We start from the raw sequence: 20,731 nt of genomic DNA, 5'->3' as shown, positions 1-20,731 counted from the left end.
TTTTGAATAGAAAACGGCCACCTAAGAAAGTAATCGCTTCCTATTTTTAATGCAACTCAATTCTCGCCACATTTGCCACGCACCCCTGACGATGGGGACATTCCGGTCTCCGCTGGCGCGGCTGTCATAACTCCGCAGCGTCGTTTTACTCGTGCGCCGCAGGGTTCCCCCCAAGTCTTTAGGAGGCCGTGAGGAAGTATCTTTAAGCCCCCATGCAGTCATCGCGCCCCGAAATGCCGCTTTCGGGTTTCAGGCTTGCGTAGATTGCTCAGAACAGTCTTGTTCATCACCTCCTGGACTGTCATCTTCGCGGCGCGCCTGATTCGCTCGTACATGGGTTATGTACCGGAAATGCCGTCTATTCAGTTGTCAAGCTGCATGAGGGAGATAGACCCTCTCACTTACTTCCCCGTTGGGAGAGCAGTTTAGCAACCGATTTTAGAAAAATTCTTCAAAAATTTTTCTCAGCTTCAACAGTAGAACCCGTTTTCTCTTATTGACCGCCTGATGCGAAATGTGCAATATATTCCCGACTTCCTGTTCTGTCTTTTCTTGATAGAAAAGCAGGAAAATCAGTTCTTGTTCGTCTTCGTTTAATTGAGCCAAACAAAAGCGTATCTGTTCCGCTTCCAGATGTTCCAATGCAAGCTGTTCTACGTTTTTTCCGGGCGCAGCAAACTGCCTGTCCTTTTCCAACAGACGCTCATAGGAATCCTCTCTGCTGGGCAGGAAAGATGCAGTGTCTTTCTGGAACTTTTCCGTTTTCAGATCGTAGGAAAAGTATTCTTCTTTTCGCTCGTAGTGCTGATACACGCGGTAAATCTGTTCGCTTACCGGTACAGCCTGTCCATCTATATAAAGATAATAATTCGCTCTTTCTTCACGATTTTTGCTCACAGCCGTTACCTCCAAGAGTTTGAAAAGTGGATCGTTTTCGAACTCTCGGAAGGCGGCGAACGGCAGCGTGGGAATAAGGGAAAAATAATACGGACACAGGCACAGGAATATCCCATGTCGGTGTCCGTTCTGTTTTGTCGCTTTCTAATTGCTACTAATAGTTCCCATAAAGGCCATAAAAGACTGGCAGGGAAGAAGCGGGAATTTTGGGGTTCTGGCGTAGTTTTACAACCAGGTTTTCTTCGTTAAGAGGACCTGCCAGAAGCGGACAGGTCATTATTTTCCCACATAATCATCTCCTCCTAAGCAAAAAAACAACGCATAGTAGCTATAAAAAAGCCACTCTTCAATCATTTCGCATAATACTTTTACCCCGTAAAATATAATTATGTGAGGTGACGGAGAGTGAACAAAAAAATGCGACATATAGATTTTTCGTTTGGGGCATCCTTACGGAATGCCAGGGAAAAGCGAAACTACAGGAGAGAACAGATTGCGGAACGTGCAGAAATCAGTCCTCGTTTTTTGGCGGCCATAGAAAGCGGCCGGCGAAAGCCTAGCTTGGATGTCCTGATTCGTCTTGTCAATGCCATCGGCGCTTCGTTTGACGAAATCCTTGCGCCGCAGATGATCACAGACAGCGAAATCGTTGATCGGATTAGGCGCTTGGTCCCACAATGCAGTCAGCGAGATCAGGAGCTGTTGCTCGCCCTGATTGATAAAATGCTGGATACAAAAGAGAAGAAAGATAACAAATAATGCGGTCGGGTGTATTGCCCAGCCGCATTATCTGTCCGTTGCTATACGGGCAAACTGTTTTTCCTTTTGAGAGGAATAGTAATCCCTGAGTTTCTCAAAGGCTTCTATACTGATAGTATGTTCCATATGGCAAGCATCGGCCTCCGCTGTCTTAGGATTAACGCCTGCGGTTATTAACTGCTCCATGAAGAATTAATGGCACTCATAGATTTTTTCGGGCACCCCGCAGCCAATATCTGCTAGATGTAGGTATGCTCCTTTGCATACTGATACAAAACTACTTTAAAGAAAAACAATATTGACAGCATTCTTCCATAAACTCCGGATCATGTGTGATAACAATCACGGTTTTTCCGCGGCTGGCAGCGGCTTTCAATGCATCGGATATTCTCCTCATGTTTGCGCCATCCAATCCACTTGTAGGTTCATCCAACAAGAGTATCTCACGCTCCGAAAATATAGCGCAGGCAACGGCAAGTCTCTGTTTCTGTCCCCCTGACAGGGCTGCCGGATGTACATCCCGATACTCGTACAGATTCATGTTCTTTAACAACTGCCTTGCCCTTTCCATTCGCTCCTCTGACAACGGTTGATTCAAGAGCAGCTCTTCTGAAACACTTGCGGTAAAGAACTGTGTTGTCGTGTCATTGCCGCAGTAGTATACTTTTTTTCGCCTTCTAGACAGATGATTTTTACTCCCACAAACGATGATGTCACCGCCGCTCTTCTTAGAGAGACCTGCAAGCACTAAAGCCAGAGTGCTTTTTCCGGCGCCATTTCGCCCGGTGACAGCAGTGATAGAACCTTGGGGGAAAGCTCCTGAAAGATTTGTAAACACCTCTATTTCTCCGCATTTTTTACACAGGTCGTGCATAATCAGCGACCCACGCTCGAAAAGTTTCGGAAGTGGTAGCGGTTCGCGTGTTTGTACACGGTGCATCGTCCGAAGCCCCTTGTTGCGCCGTTCCATTTCCGGCATAGCTGTGAACTCCTTGGGAGTGTATTCGCGTACAATCCTCCCTTTTTCCATATATATAATCCGATCAGCAAGCTCAGAAAGCCATGAGAGACGGTGCTCTGCGATCACTAACGTGTAGCCCTGGGCTTTCAACTTAAAAAGCGTTCCCAATAGTTGCTCGATCCCCCCTAAATCCAAATTCGCAGTTGGTTCATCACAAACGAATACTTTGGGGCGCATGGCATAGACGGAAGCGATTGCCACGCGCTGCTTTTCTCCGCTGGAAAGCACATCCAGAGGTCTTTTTCTTATTAAGGAAAGAGAAAAGGTTTCAATGGATTTATCCGTCCTCTCTTGAATTGCCTCCCGGGAGAAGCCGTGGTTTTCGCATCCAAAGGCCACCTCACCCACAAGTTCTGATGAAAAAAAACTGGCTTTTAGGATTCTGGAATACACTTCCGACGATTGTTCCGATTTCCCAGGCTGTCATCCCTGTAATGTCTCTATCATCTATACAAATACTTCCGGAAATGGAGCCTTTGAAATAGGATGGAGCCAGACCGTTCATCAATCTGGTCAGAGTCGTTTTCCCGCAGCCGGACACTCCTGTGAGTACCACACATTCTCCCTGTGCTATGGATAGATTTACGTTCCAAATTTGCTGTTCGCTCCCCTCATATTGAAAGGATACGTTCTTAAATTCGATCAAATTTTCACACCTCCAACGCAAAGAACTGCTGCTGTAACGATTCCCCAAAGCGCAAGGAAACACCAGTCGCGCATATGCATCGTTGTTTCGTAGTAACTCTTTCGCACGCCAGGGCACTCAGCGCCTCTTGCCACAGCGGAAACGGCCAGTTGGTCGGCAATCTGCAAAATACGTAGCAGAAGTGGGACAAGGACATATTCAACACTTGCAAGTGGATGTACTGCAAATTGTCTTACAGATGTAAGGCCCCGGTTTTTCATCGAAAGGCCCACTGCTTTAAGCTCAGCCTTCATGGTGGGGAAAAATCGAAATATGACCATCAGTCCCAATATGACGCCAGTGGGCATGTGGATACTTGACAAGAACGACGACAGTTCTCCAGGAGGCGTCATAAACAAATCCCAAAACAGCATGAGCATTACCATACTGCTCCAGAAAAACAACACAAGGAATTCGGAAATAATGACCGTATGATATCCCCAGAACCGAATCGCGTACAAAAGCAATGACAACAGCAGATAAAAGGCTCCACAGGATGTCATTAATCGGTAGTTTCTCTGGAATCCAACATACACGAAGCAGAATATCACCAAAACGGTGGTAAACAGAATGTTTTTCACCAGAAAAATACCTAGCATGGCGCAGAGCAATGCAAAAAACTTGGTCGGGACAGCAAAGGAGTGCTCACCTCTCATAGAACACCCGCTTTCTTGAAGTGTTTCCCAATCAGCCGACTCCCAAGTATACTGCCTAAAAAGCCACAGATAACAGAGAAAGATACAATAAAGATCAGCCAGCCGGGGGAGGTGTAATATTGTATGTAACTGTCAATATAGCTTTGATCCATGCCGCTTGCGACGGCAAACGCGTAAAAAGTGTCCCAGAAAAACAAAAGCGGAAGAAGATTGCCTCCATTATAAAACAGGCTCACCATCGCCCATGCGAAGGTTAATCTCTTTGCGTTGCGACAGGATCCCCGCTTCCATAGTACCACCTCGCATAGTAGGCCTACCAAAACGAAATAAGTTGCCTGTCAGCAAAAAAAACACGCCCAGAATCGTCAGATACGTCAAAGAAACGAATCTTTTATTTACCCTGCTGACCATCAGCATGTACACCGGGGCAGAGAAAAACATTGATACCCCAGGAGATAAAACGCAGTTGAAAAATTGATTTACCATAGAGACAGTAATAACTACAAAATGAATGCCGATGAGAAGCACCGTCAATAATACTGTTGTAATCACATCCTTGACTGTCCATTTGTTGTTTGTTTTCATATGATTTTCCTTTCTTCATTATGAATGAGAGGACAAGGCGCGCCAGGAATGACGGTCACCCCGTTCCCTTTACGTTAATACTGGAATTCTTCCGTCAGTTTTGCTTTCTCCACCAAATTGTTATAGGTTGGAGAAGTTTTGAGCAGTTCAAGATGAGTACCGGACGCTTCCACTCTCCCGCAGTTGATCACCACGATTTTATCTGCATTTTCAACGGATTTGAGACGGTGGGAAATAATGATAACAGTCTTATCCAGAATGAGGCGGTTCAAACTGTCCTGGATCTTTTTTTCGTTTTCCACATCCAAAGAGGCTGCAATCTCATCCAGAATGATAATAGGTGAATCTTTCAAAAAGGCTCTGGCGATGGATAACCGTTGACGTTCTCCTCCAGAGAGTGTTGCTCCATTTTCTCCAATCATCGTTTTATACCCATCCGGAAGCCTCCGGATAAATTCTTCGCAGTTGGCCAATCGTGCTGCCTGAACGACTTCCTCATCTGTGGCCGTCTTTTTCCCAATACGGATATTTTCCAGAACAGATGCATTAAACAGCGTTACATCCTGGAACACGATGGCTATCTTTTCAAACAAGGATTTTGTAGAGATTTCTTTGATATCCAGCCCGCCGATTCGAATGCTTCCGCCGTCATAATCATAAAGTCTTGACATCAGACGCAAGATACTGGTTTTTCCACAACCGGATACCCCTACTAAGGCAGTCACCTCGTTTTGCTTCGCGGTGAAACTGATGTTCTTGAGCACTTCCGTATCCTTATCGTAAGAAAAAGACACCTGATCAAATTCAATATCATAACTTGAGATTGTCTGATCCTTGCCCTGCTGTATCTTTGTCTCCCGCACCTCCCGGATACGTTTGACCATGGAATCCAGATAATACAGCTCTGCCACATTCATGCTGACCGCTTCTACGCTTTCCCGCACCTTAATGGAGGCCAGTACATATCCTAAAAAGTACAGGATATTGATCTCTCCTGTATGCAGCATTTGGACGCCTATCAGGATCACAAGCACAAAGGCAAATTGCAGAATGACATTCGAGCACAACATAGGAATACCCGCTGAAATCTCTGCACGAAGATGGATTTTCTCACTTTCTTCCATCTTTTGATAAAGAGTCTGCCGGATCTTCTGAGTCAAGCCAAAGCTCTTGATTTCCTGCTGATTTTCAATGGCCTCCTGAAAGCTCTCAGAGTTGTCCCGGAGCTTTTGATAATGTTTGAATGACTCCCGAATCTGAAGGTTTTTCGACAATAAAAGAAGCCCGAATCCAAGCAGAATCGGTAGAATGATAGCAAGCCCCAATTTAACATTGCCAAGGAGCAGCAGAACCGAAAGCAACGGAAAAAAGAACAGGAATCCCACTGCCTTTGCCATAGCGTGGCTCATAGCATGCTCAATAGCTGCCACATCCGCCATGATGGTTTGCGCCAGATCCGAAAGGTCATGCCTGGAAAAGTAGGATAAGGGCAACTTGGTCAGAATATCTGCAATCTCCGTGCGAAGATTCGCGCTCTCCTGATAAGTGGTGTTATACAGCGCATCATATTCAATTCGGAGCAGAATCCACATCACAGCCAGAACCAGGATAGATCCCCACAAATACAGCCCTGTTTCCTTGACATTGTTCAACAGCAACTCATCCACCAAGAGAAGCAGCAGCATTGCAGGGAAAAAGTTGATCACATAGACGAAGAAGGAGGCCGCGCTGGCCTTTTGCAAATCTTTGGCCCCCTTGTCGGTCAGGGCAAAATGCGTTTTAAACAGTTCTCTCATCTTACAACCCTCCATTCATTTGCCTGTTCATAGAGCGTTTGATATTCTCTGTACTTGGTATCGGTCGCCATCAACGCTGCGTCCGTTCCTCGCTCTGCTATTTTCCCGTCCTCCAAAACCAGAATTTCATCCACATTTCGAATGCTGGACAGCCGGTGTGCAATCATAATGACAGTCTTCCCCTTCATTAAGTGGGCAAACGCCTTTTGCAGCTCATGCTCATTCTCCGGGTCGATTGCCGCGCTGGCCTCGTCAAGGATCACGATCTTCGCATTCTTTAGCATTGCCCGTGCGATTGCGATCCGCTGCTTCTCACCGCCCGACAGGTATACGCCTTTGGAGCCAATCACCGTATTTTCCCGATCCTTAAACTTATCCAGAATGCTGTCGCAACCTGCCTGATGCAGCGCTTCCATGACCTCCGCTCTTTGAGCGTCTGGGTTCGCCAGACGGACATTCTCGTAAATACTGATGTGAAACAAACGGACATTCTGGAACACAAAGGCGATATTGCGGATTAAGGCGTCCTCTGTATAGGCTTCAATGGGCTCTCCCCCAATCTTGACCGCTCCTCCATCCACTTTGTAAAAACCAGAAATCAATTTGGCAATCGTGGACTTTCCTCCTCCAGAAGATCCCACCAGAGCATAGCTCCTGCCTTCTTTCAGAGTGAAGCTAACATCCTCCAGCACCATCTGGTCTGTATACCCAAAGCATACCCGTTCAAATTCAATGTCATAGTTTTTGAATGTGCTCTTGTTTCCAAATGTAAGCCGATCCTTTTGCATATCCGAAAACACTTGCTCCAGTTTCTCAACCGCCGAAGTTCCCATGAATGCATACATACCTACATACATCACTTTCATAAAGGCGGTAAACAGTACTCCACCCAGGAATAATGTCATAATGAGTTCCACCGCCAACACGGCAGGGTCTTGAATCCGATTCAGCGTTAAGGCTGTCACTGAAACGAGTATGGCAATAGAGCCAAATAGGATCAGCTGGAATAACACATATGGCCTGCGGCAACTCATAGAATAGTTCAAGGCATGTCGTGCATAATCCGTGATTGCCCGATGCAGCGTCTTGAAAGATGTAGCGTCTATGCCAAAAATCTTGAGCACCTGTATCCCGCGTATGTACTCCACGGTCTCGCTGCTCATTGTCTCCAGCGCCTTTTGGTAGACTTCCATAAACTTCTTTTCCCCGGTCATCAGGACAAGGAGCACGCCACTCAGTAGGAACAGAACCAATAGAACAATGCCTACCCGCAGACTGATCAAAAACCCCACCACAAGCGCCAAAAACGGCGTCAGAATTGCTCCGGCATTGTCAGGAATCAGATGGGCTACAATAGAATGAGTTTGGGCTGCGTTGTCATCAATGAGTTTACGTGTCTTTCCCGATGAGTTCAGATCAAAGTAGCGGAAGCTGGCATTGGTCAGGCCGTCAATCCCACGCTTGCGCAAGTTGGTCTCCAGCCGGAAGCCCAACATATGCGTCAAAAGCACGGCTGCAAAATACAAGAGCGAACCGCCAATCAACAGCCCCGCAACCAGAAACGCATTATATTGAGCATGCCCCATATCTCCGTCTACCACCAATCGTTTCAAAAACTCATAGAGGTAGTAATAAGCGCCTACATTGAGCAATGTGGACACCACCGTCAGGCCGATTGCAATATAGGCCAAAGGTCGCTGCTTGGGCACATAATAGAGCAGTTTTTTGTATACTGCAAACATAGACAAAACTCCTTTCATACCGTGTGATCAGATTTGATTAAAAGCAAGTTAGCACGAGCTAACCCTTGCGCGTTATTATATTTCTTCGCAACGTCCAAAGAGGAACTTATGTTTTTAAAATTATTTCTTGCACTTCAGGATAAATTCTTAATTCTCTTTCGCAACAGGTTTTCCCTCATCTTATTCCCATGATCAAACAGGGATTTCAAACAGACGAAATAAACACCATGCTAATCAATAAAAGAAATTCTAGACGCTGATTCATTGATTTCATCTATATTCTCATTGATAGTCTGAGTCGATGCAGGAACACATAACTGACTTTTCAATTCAGGTTTGTAATTTGCATTTTGATCAGGATGTATGCTCCAAGGTGTAATAGTTCCTGTGAGTGCCAAAAGTTTTTCTAAGCTTGTTTCAATTGAAAAGTTGTTGGATTGCATCCAAGCATCATCAAGTAAAGTTTGAATGTAACGATCCCCTCCATCAGAAATAATGCACACGACACAATCGTGCGGAGAAAGCTGTTTAGTGATTGTTAATGCGACCAAAGCGCAAGCTCCGCCGGACGGCCCCATCAAAACACCTTCATTTCTGGCAAAGCATCTTGCTGCTACAAAAGCCGCCTCATCAGTGACCTTATACACAGAATCGATATTCTCGACTGCAACATTGCACGGTGTCCATGCCAGTCCAATACCAGGAATCAGATATGAGTGTGACTCACCGCCAAAAATAGAGGACCCAACAGCATCAACACCGATCACTTTTACGTCCGGCCTATATGTTTTCGTGTATCGTGAAATCCCACCCAGTTGTCCGCCAGTGCTTACTGCGGCCACAATAGCTGCGACATTATCTGGGCAATCAGCAAAGATTTCACGTGCTGTTCCTTGGTAATGCGCAGTGCTGTTTAACAGGTTGAAGCACTGATCTGGACGAAATGCATCAGGGATTTCACTGGCCAATTTATTCGCAAGAGAAATCCTTGTTTTGTGATAACTGCCGGAATCATCTTGTTCTGTTACAACAATAACCTCTGCGCCAAAGCATTTCAGGAGAGCTAAGTTAGTCGCAGTGGTTTTAGGATCGACCAGAATAATAACTCGATACCCCTTAGCAGCTCCTATCATCGCCAAGGATATTCCGAAGTTTCCACTTGAGGATTCTATAATGGTTCCCCCGGGTTTTAATAATCCTCGTTTTTCAGCTTCTGTCACAATGAACAACGCCGGCCTGTCTTTTATGCTTCCTCCCGGATTACCACGCTCATATTTAAACAGAAGTCGTCCTTCCGTAGAAGCGGTAGTGTTTCTAAGTTCAATCAGCGGAGTATTTCCTATTGTTTCCAGCAAATGCATTCTATCACCACCTTATTTATTATTTGCTCTTTTAGGCTGTACATCGAAAACTACCCATTTATACCAGCCTGCTAAATTATGATACCTCTGCTATGTGTAGTTCGCTGCTCAACAGGCAGTGTGTAAACTCGTTTTCCGACTGAGCGGCTAACCTGTCTGTCGAAACCATATCTACAAAAACCCCATTGTTCATAATTGCAACTCTTTCACAGGAATGACGGATGACTCTTGCGTCATGGGAAATCATAATATATGCAAAGCCAATGGATTTTTGGAGATTTAACAGGAGATCCAAAATCTGCTTTTGCAGTATCATATCCAGTGCCGATACGGCTTCATCGCAAATTAGAAGCTCAGGCTCCACAATAAGGGCACGGGCGATAGCAATCCTTTGGCACTGCCCCGTGCTGAGTTGGGGAGGACGACGGTGCAGGGCATCTCCATCAATCCCTACACTCTTTAAATAAAATCGAGCTTTTTCTGTGCGTTCCTTCGTCGTTCCTATTTTCAGGTATTTCAAAGGTTCCTGCACAAGCTCCAGTGCAGAGCGACGAGGATTAAGGCTGGCTCTTGCGTCCTGAAAAACGATTTGTAATGATTTGCAAATGTGTTGTCTCTTCCTTCCTCGCAGCATGGAAATATCCTGGCCGTTATACATAATCTTTCCCTGATCAGGCAATTCCAGTCCGGTGACGCACCTTGCTAATGTCGATTTCCCACAACCGCTAAATCCCAATATTCCAATAGTTTCCCCTTTATGCACAAGCAAGTCTACTTGGTTTAAGACGTTTTTGCACTTATTTCCTTTTTGAAATGCTTTTTTGATGCACTCAATCTTCAACAGCGGCTCTTTGCATTTTGAGCATGGCAGCGAAAAAGCGGGTAAGTTTCGCGCCTCAATCAGTTGTTTTGTATAATGTTCCTTTGGGTGTAAAAGAACATCCTGTACTGCCCCTTGTTCCACAATTTTCCCTTCATTTAAAACAATTACGCGGTCACAGATTTCATGAACGACACCAATATCATGGGTAATTAAAACAATAGATAATCCCAGCTTTTTTTGTGTGTCCCGAAGTAACTGCAGCACTTCTTTTTGACTTACTGTATCTAGCGCAGAAGTAGGCTCATCGGCAATAAGAACTTCCGGCTCAAGGCTGAGTATCATCGCAATATAAACCCTCTGGCACATCCCGCCGCTTAGCTCAAAAGGATAAGCATTCAGTACCCGCTCAGGATCATCAAAGTTCAGTAACCGGAGCATATCATAACAAACTTTCTCCATAGCTTCTTTTGATGGAAATGGCTTGTTTCTTAGAGTCTCCTCAAAATGCACACGTATTGTTTTCACGGGATTAAGTGCAAGCTGTGCGTCCTGATAAATCATCCCAATACGCATTCCACGTATTGTTTTCCAATTGATATCATTGTCAGAAATATCCACATAATCACCGTTCCCGAAACGGACAGTACCACTATCAATTTTTGCCGATGGCGGCAATACGCCTATGAGCGATTTCCCACAAGTGGATTTCCCCGAACCACTTTCTCCGAGCAGAGCAAGAATCTTTCCTTTTTCCAATACAAAAGAAATTCCGTCCAGCACGGGAAGTCGTTTTTTGTTTTGCACATAGCTAACCTTGAGTTGCTCGACAGATAGTGCGGCTTTCAAATAATTATCCATAGCGACCTCCTAATTCAAAATATCAATATGTTCATACGGGTCCAGCATATCCCGCAAACCTTCTCCAATCAAATTAAGCGAAAGGACCGTAAGAACAATGAACAAAGCAGGACCCAATAAAATGTGCGGAGCCTGAAAGAAATGTGCCCGGGCGTCAGACAGCATGCTTCCCCATTCCGGGGTTGGCGGTAACGCTCCCATGCCTAAGAATGAAAGGGCCGAAACAGAGAGTATCAGTGTGCCCAATTCAAACGTGGCCAGTACCAATAGAGAACCAATCATCTTGGGGAGCAGCTCAAAAACTCCCATCCGCCACCCAGACGCTCCCAGCACACGAGCAGCCTGTATAGACGGGTCATTCTTTACCTGAAGAACGATGCTTCTTGCCAGTCTCGCAAACGGAACCCACCAGACTGCGACTACTGCAATAAGTAAATTGGCCAACCCAGTGCCCCACAGCGCGGCAAACACCATAGCAAACACCATGAAGGGAAACGCCATCAGGACATCTATAACCCGCATTATGATCGTATCCAAAAGGCCGCGACTTCTCATGCCGGTGATAATACCAAAGAACGTGCCTATAAACAACGCCATTACAAGGGCAAGAAAGCACGCAGTGAGGGTAGTCCTGCCGCCATACAGCGTTCGGCAGAAAATATCACGCCCATAGCGATCCGTTCCAAAGGGATGTGAAAAGCTAAATTCCTGCAATCGTTCCGCAATTGCTTCATCGGGCGCATAGCTGGTAAAAAGAGGGGCAGCGATAACAAGCAGGATAATAACCAGTAATAGTATTGAGCCAAGTAAAACAGTGCTTGGAATTTTTCTGTTTCCCATACAAAGTCACCTCCTATTGCTGTGCAGTAGGGCGGGAAATTCCGCCTCTGCGCACCATCGGGTTGCTAAGTATATAGGTGATTTCTACAGTCAGGTTGATCAAAATGACTGTAGCAACCGTCAACACAGTATATCCTTGAACAGCAGGGTAATCATGTACCAATATGCTGTTGATTGCGTAATTTCCAATTCCCGGCCAATTAAAAATAGCTTCAATCACAACGGAGCCGCCTATCATATGTGCAAAGGACAGGGCTACGGTTGTAATGGCAGGGAGCAGTGCGTTCTGAAACGCTCCCTGAAGAACCATCTTGGAGGTAAGTCCTCGTGAAAGTGCCGAGGAAACATATAACTGACCCAACTCAGTCAGCATTGCTGCACGAACCATGCGGATACATCTGGGCGCTCCAATTATCCCTAGTGTAATTGCAGGCAGCCACAATCTGCCCCACTCCATTTGGCTGCTAATTTCATACCAATGAAGCCGAACAGCAAATAAAAACAGAAACAACAACGACAACACGAAAGCAGGAAGCGAAGCAAGGATAACACAAAACAGACGGATTGCGCGATCCTGTAATTTGCCGGCATGGACTGCCGAATAGATACCAAACAGCACACCCAATATCGTTTCGATAAATAATGCCGCCAGAGCGAGAGTGAATGTTGCGGGCACTCTACTCCATAGTTCCTGAGTGATGGGTCTGCCGCTACGAATAGAAGTCCCCATGTCCAGGGTTATGATCTTTTTGAACCAGTTTGCATACTGAACAGGAATACTGTCATTTAATCCATGCGCTTCCCGTAAAGATTCTCTACGTTCTTCAAGCAGTTCCGTGTTTACGCCAATATCGCCCGGCCCCTCTCCAAGTACCAGGTTGATCGGGTCGCCCGGAGCAAGTCTAACTAATAAAAAAATAACAACTGAGGACAGGAGCAGAGCAAGAAGAGCACTGCCAATCCTTTTCAGAACCATATTTCTGATCATCATGTCACCTCACTTAAAAAATGGCAGCAGGAGTCCAGTTCCGTATCTCCTGCTGCCGTTTTCGATATTATTTAATCCTAAGATTGGCATTCACCACATTTTCAAACTGACGGAAATGCGGGACAAATCCCTCAAGTGAGGTGCTAACAGCAGTGATTTGCGGCCTTGGTGCAATATAGAGCGCAGGGGATTGCTCTGCTACGTAAAGAGAAATCTCCTCACCGATTTTTATGCGTTCTTCCGTGGTTGCCGCTTGCGCCAGACTCTCTAGCATTCCTGCCAATTTTTTATCCTGGAATCGTCCGTAATTGGCTGCGCCGTCGGCAGCGTATTGGGCGTTCAGAAGCGCCGACACATTTCCGAACGTCCCCCATGCTTCGACAGATGCATCCCAATCACCCGTTTCACGCGCTGTGGTGATTAACGAATAATCTCCGTGTTGCACAGAAACATTAACACCGATTTTCTTCCACTGCATCTGAATGGTTTCGCCGAGTGCCTGATCGTTTCGGAAAGTACGAAGCAGGATGGTAAGCTGCTGTCCATCTTTGTAGCGGAAGCCATCCTCGTCCAGAATCCAGCCAGCATCATCCAATAGCTGCGCGGACTTCTCCACGTTGCAGGAATCGTAATACGCATTTTTTACTTTTTCATATGTGGGATTGGAACCAAGCCATGTAGTAACCGGCTCGCTTAATCCTTCCATACCCAGAGCAATCAGCTCCTCACGATCTAAAGCCCAACCTAAAGCCTGACGCACACGATAATCATTCAGTGCCTCTTTTTCACAGTTGAGATAAATTGTCTGGGTCTGCGCACCCGGAACCAGTACAATCTTCGCCTCTTCACTGTTATCAAACTGACTATAAGCCGACTGAGGAATATCCATTACCACATGGTATCGTCCACTCAGTGCAGCGATGACACGGGCGTCCGCATCACCAATCTGTTCATGTACGACCCTCTGGATCTCAGGTTTTGTACCCCAATAGTTTTCATTCTTTTCAAAAACCATGCACTGTGCAGGCTTAAACTCTACAATTCGGTACATACCGGTATAGTCTGCTGTCTCGATGCTCTCATAAGTATATTTTTCTGCGGTATTATGAATGAGCAACTGTGGGGATGACAAATTCAAAGTAATATCCACATTAGGAGTTTCTGTCACGGCCTGTATGGTCTCGGAATCTACCGCAGTAAAATCAATCCCTTGTAAGAAGGGGTTGGCTTTTGGATCAAGCGCCTTTGATCGCATCAAGGAAGCGATTACGGCTTCTGCATCGGCCGGGTCGCCGCTCCAGAACGTGGCATTGGGATGCAGTTTGATCTCCCATGTATATTCATCAAGTTGTGAAACATCTTTGGCAAAATAGGGTTGAATCACACCGTTTGCATCCGCTTTGAATAGAATTTCTCCAGCGCCCATATTCAGCAGATAATCCGCCGCAGGATATACGGTAGGATCTACGCCAATGGCAATTTCATTTCCCGCAACTACCAGTTCAGATGCAGAAATAGTAGCATTACTTTCAGTTAGAGCATTGCTGCTCTCATCGGTCGGTTTTGCACCGCAGCCAGCAAGCATTGAAACTGCCAGCAAGCAGCAAATCATAAGGATCGATTTTTGTCTATTTTTCGTACCAGTCATTTTTTGCCTCCTCCGTATCTATTGTTTTTGTTTTTCTGTTTCATCTTTTGGGGTGCCGAAATTCTTATACAACATAAATCCAATCATTGCCGTTCCTACCAGAACGCCATACAAGTACCACGGCGCATTCTCTAGAGTGTATTTTTTTGCCATATCAAAGGACGCGCCGCCAATAATCGTTCCAAAACCTTTGCCAATCGCAAAAGCTGTAGAATTCACCCCTAAATACATTCCCAACGCTCGTGTATCTGCCATTGATACAGCGATATTCTGCTGGTTCGGCCTCGCCAGTATCATGCCCACTGCGTAGCAGGCCACAATTGCCATAAACGACTTTACATCGGCGGCGAACGGGGTAGCAATCAATGCCGCTGTGATGATTCCGGTTCCGATTACTACCGCTGCCCGAGACGAGAATCGTTTGGAAGCAAGTGCTACCAGAGGATACTGTAATACTGCCATGACAACGGCATACACCGTATACATAATACCCACACCATCAGCTGAGCCGTAAATTTCCTGGACTCTTAGGGGGTATGTAATATCAATCTGGGACGCTCCCAGCCAAAACACCATCATCAAAAGGACGAATATTTGATATGGTCTGTCTTTTGCAATTCTTTTGACAGCAGGCATAACCGCATACGACTTTGCCTGCCGCATAATCGGTGGCATGGCAACACGTGATAATACGAAATTAATCATAAAGCAACTCGCTGCGCCAAAGCAGACAACTTTAAAATCCAGTCGAAGCAGGGCTACTCCCAAAAGGGGGCCGATTGCGCTTGCTATCCCCGTAATTGTGTTATTCAGCGAATAATATTTAGGACGATTGTCATTTGTTGTGAGCATTGCAATCGCAGACTGATATGGCATTTCAAAAAGAACTCCGCCTAGGCCGATCAATATCATGGCAGCAATCAGCATCCCATAGGCACTTGAAAATGCCAGGGTCAGAAATCCAAGAACTCTTAGAAATACGCCCACGCTGATAAGTGTTTTGACCTGAAACCGATCTGCCAAGGCACCACCGATCATCGCAAGACCCTGCTGCGAAAACTGCCGTATTGCAAGCGCTACTGAGACGGCAGTCGCAGTAAGGCCAACGTTGTTGACATAATGCCCGATAACCAGCGGCATAATCATATCAAATCCAACCACCATGAAAAACGTAAAAAATAAAAGTATGAGCAAGCCGCGGCGTTGATTGATCTGCGTTTCCACGCTTCCTAACACCTCCTTACTGCCTTAGATTGCTTTTGCTATTACTTGAAGCCTCCGCCCACTTAGTTCATATCCAAATTGAAATGGACGGATATCAGTAAATGAACTGATATGAGGTTCCGGTTTATCGAACAACTCAACAACCTCAAAGCCATTTGCTGATAACAACCCTGCTATTTCCTGCGGGAAGAAAAGACGATGCTCCAAGTGCTCAATAATCGCCTCACGAGTTCCAATTTTCCAATTATAGTCACGTTTTAAAATCTGTTTTGCTAAATCAATGTAAAAGCGTGTTTTTACAATTGCTGGTTTACCATCGAATATCGCTTCCTCCAAAAGCTCGTCCGTCAACCATCTCTGTCCCTCCTTTGTTAAGAAAAAAGCTGCATTCCTCATATCAAGATACAAAATGCCGCCATCTTTAAGATGCTTTCGGAAATTCGTCAGAGTAGAACCAGCATCTTCGTTGGTGTAGTTATACAGGAAGGTGCTCCCAACGCAAACCAGAGCATCAAATGTCTGGTTTAGGTCAAACATTGCCTGTTGCCCAATATAAAAATTGGCGTTTGGATAGTGCTTTTGTGACCAGGCAACCATATCTTCCGAAGCATCTATGCCTACAGCATCGTATCCTTTTTCTCTTAGAAAAGCTACTTCTCTCCCCAAACCCGATCCAACATCCAATACCTTTTTTCCTGTTTCGTATTTTTGGAGTATCGCGTGTATAAAACGCGCCATTTCAAAAGACTTATCGTTTTCAAACACAGCATACAGTTCCGGATTGGAGTGCAGCAAGTTGTCGGTATTTGTTTTTAAACGAATCAATTCTAGTCACCTTATCCTTTGTAGCAAAAAACACGGGTCGCGTTTGCACTGAATTGCGAAAAAGGAAACGATTCCGCTAAGAGAGAGGTGATTCCGTTGCCCACAAACCTCGCAGCAACAGCACTGCCAGTTTGCGCATAAACAGTCAGCGGAATATTGCGCTCCAGTACCCGTTCTACGACTCGATCAAAGGTTCCGTTGCTTAGGGTCATTCCTGTACAGATTACCCCGTCTGCAGAATCCAATACTTTTTCCATATCCTTTTCTACGGGGTCGCCCCATTGTGTTCTTTCCATTTGCAAATCGCAGGGAAGGCAGGTTCCTCCGCGCTTTCGTATTGCAGCTATAAGCGGGTTTACAACCCCAATCAACGCAATCCTCATGCCCTGTTCTATGTTGGCAATATCAGCAATCAGGTTGTCACGAAAATCCGCTTTCTCGGCCGGGGTTCCCCCCGGTAGTTCCACAGCATCGCTGCATTGCCTTTCGTGAGGATATACTGTGCCAAGATAAGCGTCCATTGCTGCAATTCTAACCGGCAAACGCGGGTCAATCACGCAGCTTTTGAGAGACTTGCCTGAAAACTCTCTTCCTGCTTCAATGCCTAATTGCTCCGGCACATGAGAGCATGCTCCAAAGTATGTCCCGACTCTCAGTAATAGATAATAGTTGTGGTATTTATTAATGGAGTTTGGAAATTGCGTTGTCTGATAAATATAAGACGCTCCTGTTACGAAAAAATCAGAAACAGAGGGATCCATATCTCCATTCACGATAGCACCCCATAATTCATTAACATTTTTATATTGCTTCATGTACTCGCTCCGTTTCCTCAAACTCAATTTCCAACCTTCTCAATGCAGTTTCAGCGAACATGCGAGCGCCGTACCCATCGCAATCTCGCGTTATAACGTGTCCCAAATAGCAGGCATTGTCGATTGGTTTTTCAATGGATTTACCCACACAGTCCTCGATTCTATACCGTATGATATTTGAATCTTCCCTTAACGTGTCAGCGCCCTTAATCTGCCTTATCTTGCCGCCGCAATCCGGAACAATAAACATAATCGCAGCACTGCTCACGTTGGTATCAGATACAGTAACGGACGGTTGCTGTCCTAAAGCAAGGGATACAAAGGCTTTAAGCATATTTACGCCGGTCACATATTCAATGAGTTCCACGATATAGTTTCCTGCTGTACGAGGGTTGATTTCCACCACTTTGGGACCATCCTTCGTGAGTTTTATCTCTGTGTGAGCGATTCCGTGGTCATATCCTGTTGCCAGCAATACATTGCGCACATAATCGCCTATCTCCTCTTTCACGTCCTCATCCAGTTTTGCCGGGAACATATGTCCGTTTTCTATAAAGTACGGACTGCCAGTCACAGACTTGTCCGTAATACCTACAACGGTAATCTCACCGTTATTTGAAACCGTCTCCACACTGACTTCTTCTCCGCATATATATTCTTCAATCAAAAATGCTCGCTCTCTTTCTTGATCACGGAAATTAAGCGGGAAATTCTCCAAATCACGATATGCCTGTTGCAGATCATTTGAAGTCTGAATAAGTTTAACAAATGCGCTTGAGGCTAAATCCACAGGTTTAAGAACAAGAGGATAACCTATTTCTTGCGCTGCCTTTTCAACTTCCTCCCAATTATAAGCAAGCATGTACTTTGGATTGGACAATCCAGCACGATCTACAGCCTGCCGCATTAAATGTTTCTGTCGTGCGGTCTTAACGTTGGCTGAAAACGGACACGGTACATTGTAAGCCTTTGCAACTTCACAAACCGTTTCGATGTAATAATCACACACCGTTATCACACCATCGAACCGCACGTGCCTAACCGATTCGATCAGCTGTTGCAGATCGTTCGTTTCTGTTTCGACAACATCGTCAGCATAACGGAAAACAGCGTGCTTTTCCGAGCTCATCGGATTTTGATAATGTGATGCCTTCCGGGTTACAAAAGTATAGCTATGTCCGAGTTCCCTCAATAAAGGTGGTAAGAGGTTTCCGCTTGCTCCGACCCAGCTTTCAATCATAAGCAAATGTGCCATTGCTATTCCTCCATTTCTTTTAATAGAGAGCATCATAGTCAATGTGGTTATGACGCTCCTATTGACATATTGTAGTTCTTGCCATATAATTTGTCCAACGAATAGTTTTTACAAACTTAATCGGAATTATTGATAGCGTGGAGGAGTACATGAATATAGATTACCTGAGAACATTTCTAACACTTGCGGAGAATGGAAGCTTCTCCGAAACGGCGAAAGAGCACATTGTAGTCCAGTCCACGGTCAGCAGCCGAATACAGGAACTGGAAAAAGAGTTGGGGCAGAGTCTTTTTATTCGTAGCTACAACCACGCCGAACTTACTTTAGCAGGGCAGGCCTTTCTGGAATATGCAAAAAACATAGTGGAATTAGAGAACAGAGCAATTGATAGAATTGGCTTGGTTGGTCAGTTTTCTGAGCGATTGACAATCGGAACGGTTTATGCTTTCCACAAGTGTTATCTGGTGCAAGGAACCAGACGTTTTTTGGAAAAGCATAGTGACATTTCTGTTCGCATAGAGTTCGGGCATTCAAGACATATTATTTCTGCTATGCACCAAGGAAAGATTGATATAGGCTATTCACATCACCCGTTTAGGCATACCGGTTTCCAGTGTGATCTTGTGTGTGAAGATGAAATCATACTTGTTACCAGTAAACAACCTACTGATCTAAATGAATGCATAACACTGAAAGACATGGAAACGCTGCGCATCTACAATTCAAATTTCCTATATGCGGATACACATAACAGGATTTTTTCAAGATACAAGGCATTTCAGCTCGATATAGATATAGGGGAAAATATCGTTCCATACTTATTGAATGATGACGGCTATGCCTTTGTGCCGCGAAAGATGGTGGAGCAGGAATTGTCCAACGAATCATTGTTTGAGGTTACAATTTTGAATGAAGAGATACCTTCAATGAAGAACTACGTAATTTATAAACCTACTTCCCCAAAACGAAAACTGATACAGCAATGGCTGAACGAAGTTGTTTCGGATTAAAAGGGTTGTTGGCCGTAATGATAAACAGGGAGAGATAGCTCTTTGAGCCGTCTCTCCCTTGTGTTATTGCCATTCTAAGCTTGTTGAGAATAGAGGAGCCAAATTCTATGGAACTGACTTCCTCTCCAACCCATAGCTTATCGGCAGAATCCACGCCAGTGTAACGGAATTTCTCTTGTGGAGACTTACATAAAAGGAGGATGGAGCTATAAATAGTCTTATCCTCAAACAACTGTGCATCCCCAAAATCATCAAGGCTTACCAAGTATCGGCCTTTTGCAATTAAGCTTCGCAGATGTTCTCCTGCACCAACTTTGAAAAATTTGTTTGGGACAATATAACAAATGTAGCCTGCATCCTTTGTTTTTCTGATAGCCTGCTCAACAAAAATAAAGTACTTATCAAATTGCTTGTAGTACTTGTCCCGAATTCGGGGTAAATCTGGCAAGCAATGCCGGTGTTAATACACTCGGCCCGCAGAGGGAAAAATCCTGCCGTGATTTTCCCCTCCGCTTTGCTTGCCTGGGGCAGCGCCCCCAAACCCCCTTGAACGCAGAATTTCATTCTGCGGCTGCGCGTTCTGCGAACGCTTTGGACCATGACCGGCTTACCGCTGGCCGTGGTCTTTTTCCTGTTCTTTTTTCTGTTCCTCATCCATTTTCAGCAGCCGATCTACATTTGCCTTTGCCGTTAAAAGCTCCCGCATTTCTTCACGGGAGCGCCGATACTCGGCATAGGTTTTCTTCTTTTCCTCCAGCAGTTTGGAATACTCAGCTTGCAAGTCCTTAACCTTGGGCAGCTTCTTCACACCCATCTCGTCAAAGGCATTTTTGGCTGCCTGATGGAGCAGGATTTCCTGCTCATGTTCCTCCCGGAATTTTCGGGAATAACCGGCCTTGCGGTATGCCACATAGACCTCACGGGTCTTGGCATAGTTGATGAT

19 protein-coding genes and 2 pseudogenes are annotated in these 20,731 nt (G+C 45.3%); 2 read left to right on the top strand and 19 right to left on the bottom strand.

Translation table 11 applies throughout. The features are described 5' to 3' along the window. Positions 1 to 438: 438 nt before the first annotated feature. Complete coding sequence (locus ACLTD4_RS17355) at positions 439 to 897, bottom strand: sigma factor-like helix-turn-helix DNA-binding protein (RefSeq protein ID WP_002571062.1); 459 nt, start codon at positions 895 to 897, stop codon at positions 439 to 441. 405 nt (positions 898 to 1,302) lie between these two features. Between ACLTD4_RS17355 and ACLTD4_RS17350 the strand changes: the two genes are divergently transcribed. Then, positions 1,303 to 1,656, top strand: coding sequence for a helix-turn-helix domain-containing protein (locus tag ACLTD4_RS17350; protein WP_002571061.1), 354 nt, complete (start codon positions 1,303 to 1,305; stop codon positions 1,654 to 1,656). A gap of 27 nt (positions 1,657 to 1,683) precedes the next feature. Here ACLTD4_RS17350 and ACLTD4_RS17345 read toward each other — a convergent pair whose 3' ends face one another. The 16 genes and pseudogenes from ACLTD4_RS17345 to ACLTD4_RS17270 all read right to left on the bottom strand — a co-directional run bounded on the left by ACLTD4_RS17345 (position 1,684) and on the right by ACLTD4_RS17270 (position 18,778). Continuing rightward, positions 1,684 to 1,842 carry an iron dependent repressor, metal binding and dimerization domain protein gene (locus ACLTD4_RS17345; protein ID WP_006770731.1) on the bottom strand — a complete coding sequence of 53 codons (159 nt, stop codon included), beginning with the start codon at positions 1,840 to 1,842 and terminating at the stop codon, positions 1,684 to 1,686. A gap of 91 nt (positions 1,843 to 1,933) precedes the next feature. Then, positions 1,934 to 3,070: an ATP-binding cassette domain-containing protein gene (locus ACLTD4_RS17340; protein ID WP_412331441.1), complete on the bottom strand. Its 1,137-nt coding sequence runs from the start codon at positions 3,068 to 3,070 to the stop codon at positions 1,934 to 1,936. After that, entirely contained in the window at positions 3,018 to 3,218 is a 201-nt protein-coding gene (locus ACLTD4_RS17335) for an ATP-binding cassette domain-containing protein (protein WP_412331443.1), read from the bottom strand. Before ACLTD4_RS17335 ends, ACLTD4_RS17340 begins: the two co-directional genes overlap by 53 nt. Positions 3,219 to 3,319: 101 nt before the next feature. Further along, positions 3,320 to 4,018, bottom strand: a complete 699-nt coding sequence (locus ACLTD4_RS17330) for an energy-coupling factor transporter transmembrane component T family protein (protein ID WP_002571059.1) — start codon at positions 4,016 to 4,018, stop codon at positions 3,320 to 3,322. Continuing rightward, positions 4,015 to 4,603: pseudogene (locus ACLTD4_RS17325) on the bottom strand (MptD family putative ECF transporter S component). The gene ACLTD4_RS17330 and the pseudogene ACLTD4_RS17325 overlap by 4 nt, the downstream one beginning before the upstream one ends. A gap of 74 nt (positions 4,604 to 4,677) precedes the next feature. After that, on the bottom strand, positions 4,678 to 6,399 hold the full coding sequence (locus ACLTD4_RS17320) for an ABC transporter ATP-binding protein (protein ID WP_412331440.1): 1,722 nt from the start codon (positions 6,397 to 6,399) through the stop codon (positions 4,678 to 4,680). Beyond that, positions 6,396 to 8,141, bottom strand: coding sequence for an ABC transporter ATP-binding protein (locus ACLTD4_RS17315; RefSeq protein ID WP_412331439.1), 1,746 nt, complete (start codon positions 8,139 to 8,141; stop codon positions 6,396 to 6,398). Before ACLTD4_RS17315 ends, ACLTD4_RS17320 begins: the two co-directional genes overlap by 4 nt. Before the next feature lie 230 nt (positions 8,142 to 8,371). Further along, complete coding sequence (locus ACLTD4_RS17310; RefSeq protein ID WP_002571055.1) at positions 8,372 to 9,502, bottom strand: PLP-dependent cysteine synthase family protein; 1,131 nt, start codon at positions 9,500 to 9,502, stop codon at positions 8,372 to 8,374. A gap of 76 nt (positions 9,503 to 9,578) precedes the next feature. Further along, positions 9,579 to 11,183 (bottom strand): nickel ABC transporter ATP-binding protein NikE, encoded by a 1,605-nt coding sequence (nikE, locus tag ACLTD4_RS17305; RefSeq protein WP_002571054.1) that lies wholly within the window; start codon positions 11,181 to 11,183, stop codon positions 9,579 to 9,581. A gap of 9 nt (positions 11,184 to 11,192) precedes the next feature. Then, a complete protein-coding gene (locus tag ACLTD4_RS17300; protein WP_002571053.1) occupies positions 11,193 to 12,023 on the bottom strand; it encodes an ABC transporter permease in 831 nt (276 codons plus the stop codon). A gap of 13 nt (positions 12,024 to 12,036) precedes the next feature. Then, a complete protein-coding gene (locus ACLTD4_RS17295; RefSeq protein ID WP_227055895.1) occupies positions 12,037 to 13,014 on the bottom strand; it encodes an ABC transporter permease in 978 nt (325 codons plus the stop codon). Between the two features lie 64 nt (positions 13,015 to 13,078). Then, positions 13,079 to 14,659, bottom strand: coding sequence for an ABC transporter substrate-binding protein (locus ACLTD4_RS17290; protein ID WP_002571051.1), 1,581 nt, complete (start codon positions 14,657 to 14,659; stop codon positions 13,079 to 13,081). Between the two features lie 18 nt (positions 14,660 to 14,677). Continuing rightward, on the bottom strand, positions 14,678 to 15,883 hold the full coding sequence (locus tag ACLTD4_RS17285) for an MFS transporter (protein ID WP_002571050.1): 1,206 nt from the start codon (positions 15,881 to 15,883) through the stop codon (positions 14,678 to 14,680). 24 nt (positions 15,884 to 15,907) lie between these two features. Then, positions 15,908 to 16,708, bottom strand: a complete 801-nt coding sequence (locus ACLTD4_RS17280; protein ID WP_002571049.1) for a class I SAM-dependent methyltransferase — start codon at positions 16,706 to 16,708, stop codon at positions 15,908 to 15,910. A gap of 11 nt (positions 16,709 to 16,719) precedes the next feature. Beyond that, on the bottom strand, positions 16,720 to 17,523 hold the full coding sequence (locus tag ACLTD4_RS17275) for a Rossmann-like domain-containing protein (RefSeq protein WP_002571048.1): 804 nt from the start codon (positions 17,521 to 17,523) through the stop codon (positions 16,720 to 16,722). Continuing rightward, positions 17,510 to 18,778 carry an ATP-grasp domain-containing protein gene (locus ACLTD4_RS17270; protein WP_002571047.1) on the bottom strand — a complete coding sequence of 423 codons (1,269 nt, stop codon included), beginning with the start codon at positions 18,776 to 18,778 and terminating at the stop codon, positions 17,510 to 17,512. The genes ACLTD4_RS17275 and ACLTD4_RS17270 overlap by 14 nt, the downstream gene beginning before the upstream one ends. Before the next feature lie 149 nt (positions 18,779 to 18,927). Here ACLTD4_RS17270 and ACLTD4_RS17265 point away from each other — a divergent pair, with 149 nt between their 5' ends. Next, positions 18,928 to 19,788 carry a LysR family transcriptional regulator gene (locus ACLTD4_RS17265; RefSeq protein WP_002571046.1) on the top strand — a complete coding sequence of 287 codons (861 nt, stop codon included), beginning with the start codon at positions 18,928 to 18,930 and terminating at the stop codon, positions 19,786 to 19,788. Here the strand turns inward: ACLTD4_RS17265 and ACLTD4_RS17260 are convergent. Beyond that, positions 19,730 to 20,236 (bottom strand): Eco57I restriction-modification methylase domain-containing protein, encoded by a 507-nt coding sequence (locus ACLTD4_RS17260; RefSeq protein WP_006773178.1) that lies wholly within the window; start codon positions 20,234 to 20,236, stop codon positions 19,730 to 19,732. The genes ACLTD4_RS17265 and ACLTD4_RS17260 overlap by 59 nt on opposite strands. Positions 20,237 to 20,395: 159 nt before the next feature. Continuing rightward, positions 20,396 to 20,731 (bottom strand): annotated as a pseudogene (locus ACLTD4_RS17255) (relaxase); the annotation flags it as partial.

It is taken from the genome of Hungatella sp. (assembly GCF_046966825.1).
Note: the sequence above shows the minus strand (reverse complement) of the source record. Positions and strands in the feature narration are given on the sequence as shown.